The organism is Micromonospora sp. CCTCC AA 2012012 (genome assembly GCF_040499845.1).
Lineage (GTDB): Bacteria > Actinomycetota > Actinomycetes > Mycobacteriales > Micromonosporaceae > Micromonospora > Micromonospora mangrovi.
In genome coordinates this window covers 1,316,402-1,333,483 of record NZ_CP159342.1, presented here as the reverse complement: position 1 = coordinate 1,333,483, position 17,082 = coordinate 1,316,402, and the positions used below count along the sequence as shown (strand labels likewise).

At 73.2% G+C, this 17,082-nt stretch carries 12 protein-coding genes; 4 read left to right on the top strand and 8 right to left on the bottom strand.

Translation table 11 applies throughout. The annotated features are described in order from the left end of the window. Nucleotides 1-17: 17 nt before the first annotated feature. A complete protein-coding gene (locus tag ABUL08_RS06175) occupies nt 18-566 on the top strand; it encodes a hypothetical protein (protein WP_350935355.1) in 549 nt (182 codons plus the stop codon). Between the two features lie 24 nt (nt 567-590). Here ABUL08_RS06175 and ABUL08_RS06170 read toward each other — a convergent pair whose 3' ends face one another. Further along, nucleotides 591-929, bottom strand: a complete 339-nt coding sequence (locus ABUL08_RS06170; protein WP_350935353.1) for a DUF3817 domain-containing protein — start codon at nt 927-929, stop codon at nt 591-593. A 185-nt stretch (nt 930-1,114) separates the two neighbouring features. On the opposite strand from ABUL08_RS06170, the gene ABUL08_RS06165 reads away from it, so the two are divergent. Both ABUL08_RS06165 and ABUL08_RS06160 read left to right on the top strand, forming a co-directional pair. After that, on the top strand, nt 1,115-2,593 hold the full coding sequence (locus ABUL08_RS06165) for a glutamate--cysteine ligase (protein WP_350935351.1): 1,479 nt from the start codon (nt 1,115-1,117) through the stop codon (nt 2,591-2,593). A 68-nt stretch (nt 2,594-2,661) separates the two neighbouring features. Then, nucleotides 2,662-3,444 (top strand): phosphotransferase, encoded by a 783-nt coding sequence (locus ABUL08_RS06160; RefSeq protein WP_350935349.1) that lies wholly within the window; start codon nt 2,662-2,664, stop codon nt 3,442-3,444. 444 nt (nt 3,445-3,888) lie between these two features. Here the strand turns inward: ABUL08_RS06160 and treZ are convergent, their stop codons facing one another. Genes treZ through glgX form a run of 3 tightly spaced genes read right to left on the bottom strand, consistent with a single transcriptional unit; the run spans nt 3,889 to nt 10,060 of the window. Further along, nucleotides 3,889-5,619, bottom strand: a complete 1,731-nt coding sequence (gene treZ / locus ABUL08_RS06155; RefSeq protein WP_350935347.1) for a malto-oligosyltrehalose trehalohydrolase — start codon at nt 5,617-5,619, stop codon at nt 3,889-3,891. Then, entirely contained in the window at nt 5,616-7,940 is a 2,325-nt protein-coding gene (treY, locus tag ABUL08_RS06150; RefSeq protein WP_350935345.1) for a malto-oligosyltrehalose synthase, read from the bottom strand. Before treY ends, treZ begins: the two co-directional genes overlap by 4 nt. A gap of 2 nt (nt 7,941-7,942) precedes the next feature. After that, entirely contained in the window at nt 7,943-10,060 is a 2,118-nt protein-coding gene (gene glgX / locus ABUL08_RS06145) for a glycogen debranching protein GlgX (RefSeq protein WP_350935343.1), read from the bottom strand. Between the two features lie 315 nt (nt 10,061-10,375). On the opposite strand from glgX, the gene ABUL08_RS06140 reads away from it, so the two are divergent. After that, complete coding sequence (locus tag ABUL08_RS06140) at nt 10,376-11,779, top strand: glycosyltransferase family 4 protein (protein ID WP_350935341.1); 1,404 nt, start codon at nt 10,376-10,378, stop codon at nt 11,777-11,779. A 66-nt stretch (nt 11,780-11,845) separates the two neighbouring features. Here the strand turns inward: ABUL08_RS06140 and ABUL08_RS06135 are convergent, their stop codons facing one another. The 4 genes from ABUL08_RS06135 to ABUL08_RS06120 all read right to left on the bottom strand — a co-directional run bounded on the left by ABUL08_RS06135 (nt 11,846) and on the right by ABUL08_RS06120 (nt 16,978). Continuing rightward, nucleotides 11,846-13,129, bottom strand: coding sequence for a citrate synthase (locus tag ABUL08_RS06135; protein ID WP_350935339.1), 1,284 nt, complete (start codon nt 13,127-13,129; stop codon nt 11,846-11,848). Nucleotides 13,130-13,314: 185 nt separating this feature from the next. Continuing rightward, the gene (locus tag ABUL08_RS06130) at nt 13,315-15,360 is read right to left on the bottom strand and encodes a sulfatase-like hydrolase/transferase (RefSeq protein ID WP_377522207.1); all 2,046 of its coding nucleotides are present in this window, start codon (nt 15,358-15,360) and stop codon (nt 13,315-13,317) included. After that, nucleotides 15,353-16,756, bottom strand: a complete 1,404-nt coding sequence (locus ABUL08_RS06125; RefSeq protein WP_350935337.1) for a class I SAM-dependent methyltransferase — start codon at nt 16,754-16,756, stop codon at nt 15,353-15,355. The genes ABUL08_RS06130 and ABUL08_RS06125 overlap by 8 nt, the downstream gene beginning before the upstream one ends. Before the next feature lie 12 nt (nt 16,757-16,768). Continuing rightward, nucleotides 16,769-16,978: a hypothetical protein gene (locus ABUL08_RS06120; protein WP_350938940.1), complete on the bottom strand. Its 210-nt coding sequence runs from the start codon at nt 16,976-16,978 to the stop codon at nt 16,769-16,771. Between the last annotated feature and the right edge of the window lie 104 nt (nt 16,979-17,082).

Genomic DNA, 17,082 nt, shown 5'->3' with positions numbered 1-17,082 from the left:
ACGCAACGGGACTCTCGGTGGTGATCATGGATACGGACCTACACGCTTCCCGCGTCGTCCACCCGACGGAGCGGATCGTCACCGGCCGGGTGCTCCGGCTGCTGGAGGGCTACCCGCGCGAGGTGCGGGTGGGGCAGCCGGTGCTGGTGGCGGTGCTGACGGCGGCCGGCGTGGTGGGACTGCTGATGCTGCTGCTGCGCTCCCTGCTGGCGAACGTCGGCGGCGGCGCCCGGCGCAGCTTCAAGGAGCTGAAGAAGGGCCCGGAGTTCCTGGTCACCCCGGTACGGCTGCGCGACCGCGCGGAGCGGCTGGTCGAGGTGGAGCTGCACGGGCACCTGCCGCAGAGCGCGCTGCACCCGGGTGACCACGTGCAGGTGACGCTGCGTCCCCAGCCCGACGCCGACCTGCCGCCGAAGATCGAGCGGATCGTCAACCTCACCACCGGGCAGCTGCTCACCCCGCGTACGGCCACCGTCTGGTCGCACCTGGGTCCGGCGCTGCTGCTGCAGGCGACGGTCGGCGCGGTGCTGCTGTTCGGCATCGCCGCCTGCTCGGTGCTCGGCTAGGGCCGCCGCCGGGACGGCCGCCGGTCAGCCGACCGGGGTCAGCCGGGCGGGTGTGTCGGCGGGGTCGTCGAGCAGGCCGCGACGGCGGGCCCGGCGTTCGAAGACCAGCGTGGCGAACGGCGGCACCGCGCAGGCCAGCGCCACCAGCGTGGTCACGACCGACCAGCGGCGCAGCCGCGCCACCACCAGCACGAGGATCCCGTAGACCACGAAGAGCGCGCCGTGGATCGGCCCGAAGACGTGTACGCCGATCTCGTTGCCGGGCGGGCCGTACTTGACGGCCATGCCGGCGAGCAGCGCCGCCCAGGAGCAGGCCTCGGCGATCGCCGCCCACACGAAGAACCTGGTCGCCTTGTCGCGCATCCCACTCCCCCACCCGCCGGTCGTCGCCATGCTAACCAGCCGCCCGCGCCGGACCGCGCCGCCGCGCGCCGGACGCGACCGGGATCACCCGGGCGCGGACGGGGTAGGTAAAGGGACCTTCGGGTCTTCCCCGCCCCACGGTGTCGTGCAAGGTTAGGGGAACCAACGGTGACAGGGTGGTGACCATGGGCGAAGATGTCGGCGCGCGGACGTTCAGTCGTGAGGATCGGGCCCGCTACCGGGAAAAGGTCCGGCGCTGCCTGGACGTCTTCGCCGAGATGCTGCGCGAGTCGCGCTTCGACGTGGAGCGGCCGATGACCGGCCTGGAGATCGAGCTGAACCTGGTCGACGACGACTCGCTGCCGGCGATGCGGAACGCCGACGTGCTGGCCGCCATCGCCGACCCGGACTTCCAGACCGAGCTGGGCCAGTTCAATGTGGAGATCAACGTGGCGCCACGCCGGCTGGCCGGCACCGGCACCGCGCAGTTCGAGGAGCACGTCCGGGCCAGCCTGAACGCGGCCGAGGAGAAGGCCCGCACGGTCGGCGCGCACATGGTCATGATCGGCATCCTGCCGACCCTGCGGCCGGAGCACCTGACCGCCGAGACGCTGTCGGCCAACCCGCGTTACGCGCTGCTCAACGAGCAGATCTTCGCCGCCCGCGGCGAGGACCTGCCGATCTCCATCGGCGGGGTGGAACGTCTCGCCACCACCGCCGACACCATCACCCCCGAGGCCGCCTGCACCAGCACGCAGTTCCACCTCCAGGTCAGCCCGGCCCAGTTCGCCGACTACTGGAACGCCGCCCAGGCCGTCGCCGGCATCCAGGTCGCGCTGGGCGCGAACTCGCCGCTGTTCTTCGGGCGGGAGCTGTGGCGGGAGACCCGGGTTCCGCTGTTCCAGCAGGCCACCGACACCCGCTCCGAGGAGATCAAGGCCCAGGGGGTACGCCCGCGGGTCTGGTTCGGCGAACGGTGGATCACCAGCGTCTTCGACCTCTTCGAGGAGAACGTACGCTACTTCCCGGCCCTGCTGCCGGTGTGCGACCCGCAGGACCCGGTGGCGGAGCTCGCGGCCGGCGGCGTGCCCAGGCTGGCCGAGTTGCGGCTGCACAACGGCACCATCTACCGCTGGAACCGCCCCGTCTACGACGTGCTCAAGGGACGGCCGCACCTGCGGGTGGAGAACCGGGTGCTGCCGGCGGGCCCGACCGTGGTGGACACCGTCGCCAACGGCGCGTTCTACTTCGGACTGGTCCGGGCCCTCGCGGAGTCGGACCGGCCGCTGTGGTCGCAGATGTCCTTCAGCGCCGCCGAGGAGAACTTCACCAACTGTGCCCGGCACGGCATCGACGCCCAGGTGTTCTGGCCCGGGCTGGGCTATCTGCCGGTGACCGAGCTGGTGCTGCGCCGGCTGCTGCCCCTGGCCCACCAGGGGCTGGACGGGTGGGGGCTGGACCCGGGCGAGCGGGACCGGCTGCTCGGCATCATCGAGCAGCGCTGCCTGACCGGGCGCAACGGGGCGACCTGGCAGGTGGAGACGCTGCACCGGCTGGAGTCGGCCGACCACCTCGACCGGCCGGAGGCGCTGCGCGAGGTGGTCCGGCACTACGTCGACCTGATGCACAGCAACCGACCGGTCCACGAGTGGCCGCTGCCCTGACGCCGACCGGGTCCGGTGTGCGCCGAAAACCCGGTGCGGCGGGCGGCGCCACCGACTAGAACCGGGGCATGACGGAGCAGCGGATGCCCGGCGGCCGGCTTCTCGGCGCGGTACGGGTCGGCGACACGGTACGGCGGCCCGCCCAGCCCTGGACCCCGGCGGTACACGAGGTGCTGCGGCACCTGGCTTCGGTCGGCTTCGACGGCGCGCCCCGCGTGCTGGGAGTGGACGAGCAGGGCCGGGAAATGCTGACCCACCTGGACGGGGAGACGGTCGGCGACCGGGTGCCGTGGCCGTCCTGGGTGCGCTCGGCCGGGACGCTGCGCCAGGTGGGCGGCTGGCTGCGGCGGCTGCACGACGCCACCACGTCCTTCACCCCGTCCCCCGACGCGCGCTGGTTCGCCGGCAAGGGCTGGCGGCCCGGCCTGGTCATCGGCCATCACGACGCCGGCCCGCACAACGCGGTGTGGCGCAACGGCCGGCTCGTCGGCTTCGTCGACTGGGACACCGCCGGTCCCTCGTCCTGGGAGTGGGACCTGGCCTTCGCGGCGCTGTGCTGGGTGCCGCTGCGTGGTCCGGAGACGACCGCGGCGCTCGGTTTCACCGCCGACGACGATCCCCGGGAACGGCTGCACCTGCTGCTCGACGCGTACGGCCACGACGGCGACCGGGCCGCGTTCGGGGAGACCGTGGCGGCCCGGGCCCGGATGAACGCCGAGGTGATCCGCCCACTGGCCAGCGGCGGTGACCCGGCCTACGCCGCGCTGCTGCCGGTCGCCGTCGAGTACGAGGCGGCGGCCCGCGGCGTCGAGGCGCTGCCGGCGGACTTCTGGCGTCGCCCACCGCGCTGATCCGGCCGGCGGATCAGCCGCGGATCTGCCGGCAATCGGCCCGCCTGGTCGGGATAGGCACCCGATCCGTCCGGGGAAGGCCGTCCGCCGCACCGACGGTCGGGACTGGATGTGCGCTCGCTACGAACTTGATTACATCAATGGGTCAGGCGCTGACCGGTGATCCTGATCCACTGATGTAATCAAGTTCGTAGTGGCCAGAGCCGCTGCCACAACCGCAGCTCAGAGCCGTTGCCACAACCGCAGCTCAGAGCCATCGCCATAATGCCGCCCGGGGCAGGTGGCGGGGCTGGCCGGAGCTGACCACGGCACACTGTCCAGGGCGCGTGGGCAACCCGGACCCGACCGACGGTGGGTGACCCGGGGTAGATGACACCGGCCCCGGCCGCCTCAGGGCAGGGGTGGGCGATGGCGGGCGAGTCCGTACCTACCACCGCCGGAGCGTCAGGCGACGACGGCGGCCGTCTCGGCGGGCAGTTGGAGGCCGTCCCGCATCACCGTGACCCCGGTGCCGGTGGTGAGCAGGACGCTGCGTACCGGGGCGGGCAGGTTGATCCGCTGCGCCTTGCCGGCGAGGTTCGCCACCACCAGCGTCTCGCCCCGGCGCATCACCAGGAACTGGTCGCCGTGCCGCACGTCGACGGCGTCCAGCCGTGGGTCGGACAGCTCGGGGCGCCGCTTGCGCAGCGCGATGAGCCGCCGGTGGAAGTCGTACATCTCGCGGTGTTCGGGCTTGTCCAGCTCGGCCCAGTCGAGCCGGGAGCGGACGAAGGTCTGCGGGTCCTGCGGGTCGGGCACGTCGCCGGGCGGCCAGCCGTGCGCGGCGAACTCGCGCCGACGACCGGTCGCCACGGCGGTGGCCAGCTCCGGCTCGGGGTGGCTGGTGAAGAACTGCCACGGGGTGCTGGCCGCCCACTCCTCCCCCATGAAGAGCATCGGCGTGAACGGGGCGGTCATCAGCAGCGTCGCACCGACCCGCAGCAGCGCCGGGGAGAGCGTGGCGGAGATCCGGTCGCCGGTCGCCCGGTTGCCGATCTGGTCGTGGTTCTGCAGGTACGCCACGAACCGGTACCCCGGCGTACGCTGCCGGTCCACCGGCCGCCCGTGACTGCGGTTGCGGAAGCTGGACCAGGTGCCGGCGTGGAAGAACGCACCGGTCAGCACGTCCGTCAGGCACTCGAGGGAGCCGAAGTCGCCGTAGTAGCCCTGCCGCTCGCCGGTGAGCAGGGTGTGCAGCGCGTGGTGGGCGTCGTCGTTCCACTGGGCGTGCAGGCCGTACCCGCCGGCCTCGCGCGGGGTGATCAGCCTCGGGTCGTTGAGGTCGGACTCGGCGATCAGCGACAGCGGCCGGCCCAGGTGGGTGGCGAGCGCCTCCACCTCCACCGCGACCTGCTCCAGGAAGTGCGTGGCCCGGGAGTCGGGCATGGCGTGCACGGCGTCCAGCCGCAGCCCGTCGACGTGGTAGTCGCGCAGCCACATCAGCACGCTGTCGATGATGTAGCGGCGCACCCCGTCGGAGTGCGGCCCGTCGAGGTTGACGGTGCGGCCCCAGGTGTTGCTCTGCTCGGTCAGGTACGGCGCGAACATCGGCGCGTAGGCCCCGGAGGGCCCGAAATGGTTGTAGACGACGTCGAGGATCACCCCCAGCCCCTTGGCGTGGGCGGCGTCGACCAGTCGTTTCAGCCCGTCCGGTCCCCCGTACGGCTGGTGGGGGGCGTACCAGCAGACCCCGTCGTAGCCCCAGTTGTGCTCGCCGTTGAAGGCGTTGACCGGCAGCAGCTCGATCAGGTCGACGCCGAGGTCGACGAGGTGGTCGAGACGGCCGATCGCCGCGTCGAAGGTGCCCTCCGGGGTGAACGTGCCGACGTGCAGCTCGTAGAGGATGCTGCCGGGCAGCTGCCGGCCGGTCCAGCCCTGGTCGGTCCAGTCGAACGCGGCGTGGTCGTAGCGGCGGCTCGGCCCGTGCACGCCGGCCGGCTGCCAGGCCGACCGGGGGTCGGGCAGCGCCCGCTCGTCGTCGCCGAGGACGAACGCGTAGTCGGTGCCCGGGCCGGCGTCGGGCACCTCGACCCGCCACCAGCCGTCCGGGCCGGAACGCATCTCGTGGTCGGCGACGCCGGGCAGGCGCAGTCGGACCCGGGCGGCCTCGGGCGCCCACACCGTGAACTCGGTCATGCGGCAGCCTCCACGGAGTCGGTGGGAGCCAGGAGGGCGACGGGATAGGTGCTCAACAGATCATCAAGGAGCAGCTCAGAACCACTGTAGACCTGTCCGGTGAACAGGTCGGTCACCGGATGAACAGGAAGTGACAGAGTCGTGTCCCGCCATCCGCCGGCCCCGGCCAGGCCGAGCGGCAGCCGGGTGGCCACCGCGATCGCCCCACCCCGGTCGAAGGCGAGCGCGTGCGCCGCGGCCCGCCCGCGCACCGGCACCGGGCGGTAGCCGGCGAACAGCTCCGGGCGGTCCCGGCGCAGCCGCAGCGTCCGCGACACCACCAGCAGCTTCGCCGCGCCGTCGGCGGCCACCGCCGGCCGGTCGCCGCCGTCGAGCCGGGCCAGCAGCTCCCGGCGTACGGCGAAGTCGACCGGGCGGCGGTTGTCGGGGTCGACCAGCGAGTTCTCCCAGAGCTCGGTGCCCTGGTAGGTGTCCGGCACCCCGGGCATGGTGAGCTGCACCAGCTTCTGCCCGAGCGAGTTGGACCAGCCGGCCGGGGTGATCCCGGCGGCGAACTCGGTCAGCTCGGCGTGCAGCTCCGGGTCGTCGTACATCCGGTCGACCAGCGCGTGCAGCTGACGCTCGAAGGCCGGGTCGGGGTCGGCCCAGCTCGTCGAGACCGACGCCTCCCGGGCGGCCTTCTCCACGTACGCGTGCAGCCGCTCCCGCTCGATCGGCCAGGCGCCGACGGCGGTCTGCCAGAGCAGGTGGGCGAAGGCGGGGTCGGCGAGCGGGGCGCGGGACATCCAGTCACCGACCCGCTCGGCCCAGCGGCCGGGCAGCTCGGACAGGACGGCGAGCCGGGCCCGGACGTCCTCGCCGCGCTTGGTGTCGTGGGTGGAGAGGGCGGTCATGCTCGCCGGCCAGCGCACCTGCCGGGCGGCGGCGAAGCGGTGGAACTCGGCCGGCGGCACCCCGAAGTGGGCGGGGCTGCCGCCGACCTCGTTGAGCGCGACGAACCGGCTCCACCGGTAGTAGGCGGTGTCCTCCACCCCCTTGGCCATCACCGCGCCGGTGAGCTGCGGGAACCGGGCGGCCAGCTCGTGCCCGGGGTCGCGGAGCCGGGCGGTGACCGCGTCCAGGGTGGCGGTCAGGTCGGGGCGGCGGCGGCCGGCCTCGGCGCGGGCGGCGGCCAGGTGCCGGGCCCCCTCCGGCGGGTAGCCGCGATAGACCGGGAAGCAGGCGGCCAGCTCGGCGAGGGCGGCCCGGACCTGTTCGCGCTCCAGCTCGGGCACGAGCGCGGCGAGCCGGCTCAGCTCGGCGGCGAGCAGCCGGGTGGCGGCCGCCAGCTTGGTGTCGTGGGTCAGGTTCGGCCAGGAGGTCGGGTGGCCGGTGAGCCGGGTGTCCAGGGCGGTGAAGTCGCCCTCGGCGCGCGGGTCGACGAAGAGACCGCTGACGGCGGCGAGGGCGTCGTACCCGGTGGTGCCGTCGACCGGCCAGTCGGGCAGCTCCTCGCCGTACTCCAGGATCTTCTCCACGACCAGCCACGCGGCGGGCGCGGCGGCGCGCAGCCGGGCCAGGTACTCCGCCGGGTCGCGCAGCCCGTCCGGGTGGTCCACCCGGATGCCGTCCAGCTCGCCGGCGTCGGCCCAGCGGAGGATCTCCGCGTGGGTGGCCCGGAAGACCTCCGGGTCCTCCACCCGCAGGCCGGCCAGGTCGGAGACGGCGAAGAAGCGGCGGTACGTCAGCTCGGCGTCGCCGCGCCGCCAGGAGACCAGCTCGTAGTGCTGCCGGTCGTGCACCTGGCGGCCGGTGCCGTCGCCGGTGCCGTCGGCGATCGGGAAGCGGTGCTCGTGGTAGCGCAACTCCCCGTCGGCGACCTTGAGGTCGTCGAGGGCGTCGGGGGTGTCGGCGAGCACCGGCAGCAGCAGCCGGCCCCGGTCCCAGTCGATGTCGAACCAGTCCGCGTACGCCGACTCCCGGCCCCGGCGCAGCACGTCCCACCAGGCGGGGTTGGCCGCCGGTCGGGCCACCCCGGCGTGGTTGGGCACGATGTCCACGACCAGGCCGAGGCCGGCGGCGCGCAGCGCCCGGACCAGCCGCTGCCGGCCGGCCTCGCCGCCGAGTTCGGGGTTGACCGCGCGGTGGTCGACCACGTCGTAGCCGTGCTGGGAGCCGGGGGTGGCGGTGAGCAGCGGCGCGCTGTAGAGGTGGGTGACGCCGAGGTCGGCGAGGTAGTCGGTCAGGCCGGCGGTGGCGTCGAGGTCGAACCCGGGCCGCACCTGGACGCGGTAGGTCGACCCCACCCGCGTCGTCGGGCCGGGTCGGGGGGTGTCGGTCATGGTCAGGCCGTCCTCTCCAGGACCAGCAGGGAACGGTCGGGGACGCAGACGCTGCCGCCCGCCTCGACGACCGTGGTCTTCTCCGGATCCGGTTCCGCGGTGCTGATCACCAGGTCCCACCGCTGGCCGAACTCGGCCGGCGGCAGGGTGAAGTCCAGCGCCGCGTCGTGGGCGTTGAAGAGCAGCAGGAAGGAGCTGTCCCGGTGGCGCTGGCCGTACTGGCCGCGCTCCGGGATGCCGTCGCCGTTGACGAAGAGGGCCACCGAGCGGCCGAAGTCGTTGCCCCAGTCGTCGCCGGTCATCTCCCGGCCGTCGGGGGTGTACCAGGCCAGGTCGGGCAGGCCCGAGCCGGCGGCCCGACCGCCCACGGGCAGTCCGGTGAAGAACCGGCGGCGGCGGAACACCTGGTGCCGGGTGCGGAACTCGGTGACCCGGCGGACGAAGTCGAGCAGCTCGTGGTCGGCGGCGTCCCAGTCGATCCAGGCCAGCTCGCTGTCCTGGCAGTAGGCGTTGTTGTTGCCGTGCTGGGTGCGGCCCAGCTCGTCGCCGTGGCCGATCATCGGCACGCCCTGGGAGAGGATCAGGGTGGCCAGGAAGTTGCGCCGCTGCCGGGCCCGCAGGGCCAGCACCCCGGGGTCGTCGGTCTCCCCCTCGACGCCGCAGTTCCAGGACCGGTTGTGGCTCTCGCCGTCCCGGTTCTCCTCGCCGTTGGCCTCGTTGTGCTTGTCGTTGTACGACACCAGGTCGTTGAGGGTGAACCCGTCGTGGCAGGTGACGAAGTTGATGCTGTGGAACGGGCGGCGGCCGTCGTCCTGGTAGAGGTCGGCGGAGCCGGAGATCCGGGAGGCGAACTCGGCGAGGGTGTTCGGCTCGCCGCGCCAGAAGTCCCGGACGGTGTCCCGGTACTTGCCGTTCCACTCGGTCCACTGCGGCGGGAAGTTGCCGACCTGGTAGCCGCCGGGGCCGACGTCCCACGGCTCGGCGATCAGCTTGACCTGGCTGACCACCGGGTCCTGCTGGACCACCTCGAAGAAGGTGGAGAGGCGGTCGACCTCGTAGAACTCGCGGGCCAGGGTGGCGGCGAGGTCGAAGCGGAAGCCGTCGACGTGCATCTCGGTCACCCAGTAGCGCAGCGAGTCCATGATCAGCTGAAGGGAGTGCGGGCTGCGCACGTTGAGGCTGTTGCCGGTGCCGGTGTAGTCGACGAAGTACCGCCGGTCGGACTCGGAGAGCCGGTAGTAGCTGGGGCAGTCGACGCCCTTGAAGCTGAGCGTCGGGCCGAGGTGGTTGCCCTCGGCGGTGTGGTTGTAGACCACGTCGAGGATCACCTCGATGCCGGCGGCGTGCAGCGCCCGGACCATGCCGCGGAACTCCTGCACCTGCTGGCCGAGCCGGCCCAGCGCGGAGTAGCCGTGGTGCGGGGCGAAGAAGCCGATGGTGTTGTAGCCCCAGTAGTTGCGCAGGCCCAGGTCGGCCAGGCGGTGGTCGTGCACGAACTCGTGCACCGGCATCAGCTCGACGGCGGTCACCCCGAGCCGCTTGAAATAGTCGATCATGACCGGGGAGGCGATGGCCGCGTACGTGCCGCGCAGCTCCTCGGGGATGTCCGGGTGGCGCATGGTCAGCCCGCGCACGTGCGCCTCGTAGATCACCGAGTGGTGGTACGGGGTGCGCGGCGGCTTGTCGTTGCCCCAGTCGAAGTAGGGGTTGACCACCACCGACTTGGGCATGAACGGCGCCGAGTCGGTCTCGTTGATCCGGTCCGGCTCGCCGAGCACGTAGTCGTAGACCGCCGGGTCCCAGGAGATCTCCCCGTCGACCGCCTTCGCGTACGGGTCGAGCAGGAGCTTCTGCGGGTTGCAGCGCACCCCGTTGGCCGGGTCGTACGGGCCGTGCACCCGGTAGCCGTAGCGCTGGCCCGGCTCGATGCCCGGGATGTACGCGTGCCAGACGTAGGCGTCGACCTCGCGCAGCTCGACCCGGCGTTCGGTGCCCACGTCCCACTCGTCGAAGAGGCAGAGCTCGACCCGCTCGGCCACCTCGGAGAAGATCGCGAAGTTGGTCCCCATCCCGTCGTAGGTGGCGCCCAGGGGATACCGCTCGCCCGGCCAGACCTGCATGTCGCTCCTTCGGCCCATCATCATGAACGCACCGGGGGCTCCCGCCAGTGCGCACGCCGCTAATGCCCCGCGTCCCCCACGCCCAATCCACCCGTTCGGACCGTAACCGAAATCCACCCACCTGAGGCGGGGTGGCCCTTCGGGTGTCGTCCGTCACGATCATGCTCCTCAAGATGCGGCTCGGCGCGGAATGCCCTTTGCTGGTGTCCGGACGCGCGCGCACGCGTCGTCCGCCCGGCCGCTCGGCCACCCCCACCACGCTCCCACGCCGCCAGTGTCGCCGGCGCATATCCGCATGTATGGACGGAGATTGATGTGACGACCCTGCGGGTCGGCGCGCAGACCGCCACCGCCGTGGACCGGACCCACCGGCCCACCCTCACCTCCCGGCCGCAGCCGCCCCAGCAGGACGGCGCCGGCGTGCCGCCGGCCACGCGGCGCATCCTGATGCTCTCCTGGGAGTACCCGCCCGTGCTCGTCGGCGGCCTCGGCCGCCACGTGCACGCCCTCTCCGTCGCCCTGGCCGCCGCCGGGCACGAGGTCACCGTCGTCACCCGGCACACCGAGGGCGCCCCGCTGGAGGAGTACGCCGACGGCGTGCGGATCGTCCGCGCCGCCGAGGACCCGGTCACCTTCCCGCTCGCCACCGGCTCCCTGCTCGCCTGGACCATGGCGTTCAACCACACGCTCACCCGGGCCGCCCTGCGCGCCACCGAGTCCGGCTCCTACGACGTGATCCACGCCCACGACTGGCTCGTCGCGCACACCGCGATGACCCTGCGCGAGCACCTGGACGTGCCGCTGGTGAGCACCATCCACGCCACCGAGGCGGGCCGGCACCAGGGCTGGCTGCCGGAGGAGATGAACCGGACCATCCACGGCGTCGAGCAGTGGCTCGCCGCCGAGTCCGGCCGGGTGATCGTCTGCTCCGGGTACATGCGCGACGAGGTGGGCGCGCTCTTCGGGGTGCCGACCGCCCGCGTGGACGTGGTGCCCAACGGGGTGGAGCCGCACCGCTGGAAGGTCCCCGCCCGGGCGGTGGCCGCCGCCCGGGCCCGGTACGCCGGGGACGGCCCGCTGGTCACCTTCGCCGGCCGGCTGGTCTATGAGAAGGGCGTGCAGCACCTGCTCGCCGGGCTGCCGCGGCTGCGCGAGCGGCACCCCGGGCTGCGCGCGGTGATCGTCGGCGACGGGCCGTACAAGCCGGCGCTGGAGGCCGAGGTGCACCGGCTGGGGCTGGGCGGCACGGTGAGCATGCCCGGCTTCCTCGGCGGCACCGAGCTGCCCGCGGTGATGGCCGCCTCGGACTGCTTCGCGGTGCCGAGCATCTACGAGCCGTTCGGCATGGTGGCCCTGGAGGGCGCGGCGGCCGGCGCGCCGCTGGCCGTGGCGCGTACCGGTGGGCTGGCGGAGATCGTCGAGACCGGGGTCACCGGGATGACCTTCGCCCCGCAGGACCCGGACGGGCTGAGCGAGGCGGTGCACGCGCTGCTGTCGGACCGGGAGCGCGCCCGCGCCCTGGCCCGGCGGGCCCGCACCATGGTGCACGAGCAGTACGGCTGGTCGGCCATCGCGGCCCGCACCGCCGCCGCGTACGCCGCCGCGATCGCCCACGACGCCCGGTTCACCGCCGAGCGGGCCGAGCACCGGATGACCCTCGGCAGCGCCCTGCCCGTCCTGCCCGACGGCAACCTGCTCGCCGCCGCCGGCCTGCGCTGACGGCGCGTACGCGAAAAGGCCGCCGACCCCTCGCGGGGTCGGCGGCCTTCGTCGTGGGTCCGGAGGTCAGCGCTCCGCGGCCGGGACGTAGTCCCGCTCGGGCGAGCCGGTGTAGATCTGCCGCGGCCGGCCGATCTTGGTCTCCGGGTCGTTGATCATCTCGCGCCACTGCGCGATCCAGCCGGGGAGCCGGCCGAGCGCGAAGAGCACCGTGAACATCTTCGTCGGGAAGCCCATGGCCTTGTAGATCAGGCCGGTGTAGAAGTCCACGTTCGGGTAGAGCCGCCGGGAGACGAAGAACTCGTCGGCGAGGGCGATCTCCTCCAGCTCCATGGCGATGTCCAGCAGCGGGTCGGGCTTGGCCATCCGGCCGAGCACGTCCTGGGCGGCCTTCTTCACGATGGCGGCCCGCGGGTCGTAGTTCTTGTAGACCCGGTGGCCGAAGCCCATCAGCTTGACGCCGTCCTGCTTGTCCTTGACCTTCTGGACGAAGGACCGGACGTCGCCGCCGTCGGCCTTGATCTTCTGGAGCATCTCCAGCACGGCCTGGTTGGCGCCGCCGTGCAGCGGGCCGAAGAGCGCGTTCACGCCCGCCGAGACCGAGGCGAAGAGGTTGGCGTTGCTGGAGCCGACCAGCCGCACGGTCGAGGTGGAGCAGTTCTGCTCGTGGTCGGCGTGCAGGACGAAGAGCATGTCCAGCACCTTCGACATCACCGGGTCGACCTCGTACTCCTCGGCCGGCACGCCGAAGGTCATCCGCAGCAGGTTGTCGACGTACCCGAGGGAGTTGTCCGGGTAGAGCAGCGGCTGGCCGATCGACTTCTTGTACGCGTACGACGCGATGGTGGGGACCTTCGCCATCAACCGGATCGTGGACATCTCCACGTGCTCCGAGTCGAACGGGTCCAGGCTGTCCTGGTAGAAGGTGGAGATCGCGCTGACCGCCGAGGAGAGCACCGCCATCGGGTGCGCGTCGCGCGGGAAGCCGTCGAAGAACCGACGCATCTCCTCGTGCAGCAGCGAGTGCCGGCGGATCCGGTCGGAGAACTCGGTCAGCTGGGTCTGCGTCGGCAGCTCACCGTAGATGAGCAGGTAGGAGACCTCCAGGAAGGAGGACTTCTCGGCCAGCTGCTCGATCGGGTAGCCCCGGTAGCGCAGGATGCCCGCGTCGCCGTCGATGTAGGTGATCGCGGACGAGCAGGCGGCGGTGTTGACGAACCCGGGATCGTAGGTGGTCATCCCGGTTTCCTTGAGCAGCGCGCCGACCTTGATGCCGGCGGGGCCCTCGACCGCGGACTGCACCGGCATCGACAGCTGCCCACCGGGGTGGTCGAGCTTGACTTCCGTCATGTGTTCCTCGCTTCGCCGGCAAGATCTTCGTTGAATTGCCTTCGCTTTTACCGTAAACACGGTCGCGGGGACACCGCTCGCCGTGGTTCTGCGGTGAGGTATGCGTCACCCGTTTCCCGACCCACCGGCGCGGAAACCCCACCGACGGGACTGGGAGCGTGCCCAGCACGCGGCCGGGACGAGGCTCAGGAGAGGGCGAGGCGGCGCAGGGTGCCGTCGGCGGCGACCCGGTAGAGATCGAGGCGGTTGGCTCCGGCGGCGAAGAGCCGGTCGTCGGGGAGCAGGGCGGCGAAGCGGCGCCCGCCCCGGTCGGCGGCCACCACCGGGACGACCGCGCCGATGGTGCCGTTGACCGCGACGGCCAGCTTCGTGCCGTCCGGCACCGAGGCGGGCAGGGTGCCCCAGACCAGGGCCGGCAGCTCGCCGTGCGCCGGGTCGACCGCGCGGAACGCGGCGAGGTTCGCCACCGTGGCGGTCCCACCGGCGGGCCGGTCCCCCGGCCGGGTGCCGATCAGCGGATCCGGTGCCGGGGCCGGGCGGGCGGCCGGCACGCCCCCGGTGATGGTCGTCGGCTGGCCGGGACGGTCGTAGAACAGCTTGTCGCCGCCGGTGCGGGGCGCCTCCCGGGCGGAACGGCCGTCCATCCGCCACGGGACCTGGACGTGGGTCTCGTCGGCGATGGTGGGGAGCAGGTCGACGTGCTGCCAGTTGCGGTCGTCGACCCGGCCGGCGCGCTGGCCGGGTGCCTTGACGAACATCGGCACCCAGGCGACCTGGTCGGCGGCGTGCACGATCGCGTCCATCCCGCGCCCCTGCCAGTCGCGGGTGAAGCTGACCCCGTGGTCGGCGGTGACCAGGATCAGCGCTTTGTCGTACAGGCCGGTGGTGCGCAGCGTGCGCAGCGTCTCGCCGATCAGCCGGTCGGTGTAGCCGAGCTGGGCCAGGTGCCGCTGCCGGGCCAGGTCCACCCAGCCGGCGCCGTCGTTGGGCAGGTCCTCCGGCGCGGCGTAGTGCGCCCCCGACGGCAGCCAGACCCACGGCGAGTGCGGCATCAGCAGGTGCAGGAAGTGCAGGGTCGGGCGGGACGACGGGCGCAGCCCGGACAGGAACTCGGTGAACCGGGCCGGCTGGTTGTCGTCGAGGGTGTCCCAGCGGAACTTCGGGTCGGCCGGTACCGGCTCGGCGGCGTCCAGGCCCGCCTCGGCGCGGCTCACCTCGCGGTAGGAGTCCTCCGGGTCGACCCGGCTGTCCACCGGCGCGGTGACCTGGCGCAGCAACCGGCCGCTCTCCCGGACCAGCACGCCGAGCCCCTGCTCGGGGCTGGCCGGCTGCTCGCAGCGGCTGGGTGGGCAGAGCCGGGTGATGCTCTCCTGCGCGCGGATGTCGTAGAGGCCGCCGAGGGCGGTGAAGAGGTTGTCCGGGTACTGCGAGTAGTGCGGCGCGACGGGCTTGGCCGGGTAGCGGCCGGTCAGCATGGCCGGCAGCGCGTAGGGGGTCCAGCCGCTGACCCCGGTGGCGTTCCGGTACCAGGTGGAGCCCGCCGCCAGCTCGGCGAAGTGTGGATACCGGGCGGCGTCGATCCTCCCGTCCGGGCCGAGCAGCGAGACCAGCGGCAGCTCGTCGAGGACGATCATCACGACCGGCGGGTGCGCGCCCGCGCCGGCCACCCCGGCCGCGCCGGTGTGCGCGCGGGGCAGCACCACCGCCGAGGCGGGCGAGGCGAAGAGGAAGAGCCCGACGAAGACCGGCGGACCGATCGCGGCGACCCGCAGCACCCGGCCGGGCACCCGCCAGCGCCGGTGCGCGGCCGCGCCGGCCGCGCCGGCCACCCCCGCCACCAGCAGCAGGGGTACGCCCCGCAGCGGCGTGAGGTGCCGCCCCACCTGCACGGCGAGGGCGGCCAGCAGCAGCCCGACGAGCAGCGTGTGCACCGCCGCGCGGGCGGTCCGACCGGCGGCCCGGCTCAGCGCGCCGACCAGCGCGACCGCCACCGTCGGCGCCCCGGCGATCAGCGCCACCAGCAGCAGGATGTCGGCCGGGGCGGCCCGGTGGAACAGGAAGAAGTCGGGACTGCGGCCGAGCACGTCGAGCAGGGGCTGGGTGACCACCAGCCCGACCAGGGCGGCCACCTCCAGCAGCCGGCCCGCCTCCGCCCGCCACGGTCGGCCGACCCGCGCCGGGTCGGCTCCGGCCGACCGCAGCTCGGGTGGGGCGAGGGTGTCCTCAGCCACCCACGACCGCCTGGTAGAGCGTCCGGGTGCCGGAGGGCAGCTCCCAGCGCCGCTCGATCCGGCAGCGCGCGGCGAGGAGTCGTTCGAACTCCTCCCGGCGGTAGTCGGGGAAGAGGCCGTCGGGCTTGTTGGCCAGCAGCCGGCGGGCCATCGGGTCCTCCGGGTGCACGAACTCCACCACCAGCCGGCCGCCGGGCACCCCGAACCCGACGAACTGGTCGACCACCTCGGCCAGCGGCACGTTCCGGCCGAGCGCCAGGTGGTGCGCCACGGCCAGGGCGAGCACCACGTCGGCCCGGGTACGCGCGGCGAAACCGGCCCGCTCGACGCCGCGCCAACCGCCACCGGGCGACGGGTCGGCGAGGTCCATCACCAGCGGCAGGATCCGCCGCTCCCCCTCGGCGCGCAGCGCCCGCCAGAGCGCGTCGACCACGGCGGGTTCCTGCTCGACGGCGACCACGTAGTCGGCGTGCCGGGCGGCGACGCGGGCGTACCGGCCGTCGTTGGCGCCCAGGTCGAGGGCGAGCGCGGGCGATCCGGCGGCGGCCATCGCGCCCTCGACGAACCGCTCCTTGGCCAGCCGGTCCGCCGCCGAGTAGGCGCAGGTGCGCTGGTAGTCGGCCCAGTGGGTCTCCCCCGGCCGCCGGTCCAGCCGGCGGACCAGCTTCGCCAACCCGCGTACGGTGGCCACCGCCAGCTCCCGGGAATAGCCGGCGGCGCGCAGCTGGTCCCGGACGTCGGCGGTGCTGGCCCCGGCGTTGCGCTGCTGCATCGCCCCGTGCAGGTGCACGTGGGTCAGGACGCCGGGCAGCAGCCGCCGGCCGCCACGGAAGAGCGGGCGCAGCTGGTCCGGCTCGATGCCGTCGACCCGGGCCCGCAGCCAGGGCTGGAAGTCCACCCCGAGGTGCGCCTGGAGCAGCAGCGGATACAGCAGGGTCTGGCAGAACTGTCGGTACCCGGCCCAGGGCTCCCCGTCGCGCAGCGGCGCGAACGAGCCGACGTCGATGAAGACGGGGGACGCGCCGCGCCACTGGAGGTTGTACGCCGAGCCGTCCTTGGTGGTGAAGCCGGCGGCCAGCGCCTCGCGCAGGATCTCCAGGTGCAGCAGGGCGGCGTCGCGCAGCATCCCGAACGACCACTCGTACGGGTGCGAGACGAACGGGATGCGCTCGTGCCGGAGCACCGCGGACCAGGGCGGGGTGGCGGCGATCTCCTCGGTGGCGCAGACCCGGCCGTCGGCGAGCAGGGCGCGGAAGAAGTCGCTGGCGGCGAGGGTCCGCCAGTCCCCGGCCGACCGTTCGTCGAGGCCGCGCAGCACCTCGGTGCCGCGGTGGAAAACCCGGTTGCCCGGGTCGCGGAAGGAGCCGGGTTCCACCCGGGTGTCGAGGCTGGTCACCGTCGGGCCTGGTCAGATGTCGGCGGACTGGCGTCGGGGGGCGGCCTCCGGCGCGCCGGGCAGCGGATCGATGGACGCCGGGTCGGTCGGCTGGCGACGGAGCCGGGACACCAGCCGGCGCCAGTAGAGCTTGGCCGCGACCGCCACGCCCGCCACCCCGCCGACCACCGCCTGCACGATCAGGCTGCCGGAACCCGCGTCCAGGTAGGCCAGGTGCATCATCGACCGTTTCCTTCCCTCGCCGTCGTGGAACCGACCGGGTACGCCGAGTTGCGGCATTTGGACCTTTTGGCCGGAGTCGTCCTCGACAGTAGCCCGGCCGGGCG

What these genes read in the sequence shown, in the direction of transcription:
- ABUL08_RS06160 (WP_350935349.1), top strand. Translation starts at nt 2,662, where the DNA reads ATGACGGAGCAGCGGATGCCCGGCGGCCGGCTTCTCGGCGCGGTACGG.
- ABUL08_RS06135 (WP_350935339.1), bottom strand. Translation starts at nt 13,129, where the DNA reads ATGACGGAAGTCAAGCTCGACCACCCCGGTGGGCAGCTGTCGATGCCG.
- glgX (WP_350935343.1), bottom strand. Translation starts at nt 10,060, where the DNA reads ATGCAGGTCTGGCCGGGCGAGCGGTATCCCCTGGGCGCCACCTACGAC.
- treZ (WP_350935347.1), bottom strand. Translation starts at nt 5,619, where the DNA reads ATGACCGAGTTCACGGTGTGGGCGCCCGAGGCCGCCCGGGTCCGACTG.
- ABUL08_RS06165 (WP_350935351.1), top strand. Translation starts at nt 1,115, where the DNA reads ATGGGCGAAGATGTCGGCGCGCGGACGTTCAGTCGTGAGGATCGGGCC.
- ABUL08_RS06120 (WP_350938940.1), bottom strand. Translation starts at nt 16,978, where the DNA reads ATGATGCACCTGGCCTACCTGGACGCGGGTTCCGGCAGCCTGATCGTG.
- treY (WP_350935345.1), bottom strand. Translation starts at nt 7,940, where the DNA reads ATGACCGACACCCCCCGACCCGGCCCGACGACGCGGGTGGGGTCGACC.
- ABUL08_RS06170 (WP_350935353.1), bottom strand. Translation starts at nt 929, where the DNA reads ATGCGCGACAAGGCGACCAGGTTCTTCGTGTGGGCGGCGATCGCCGAG.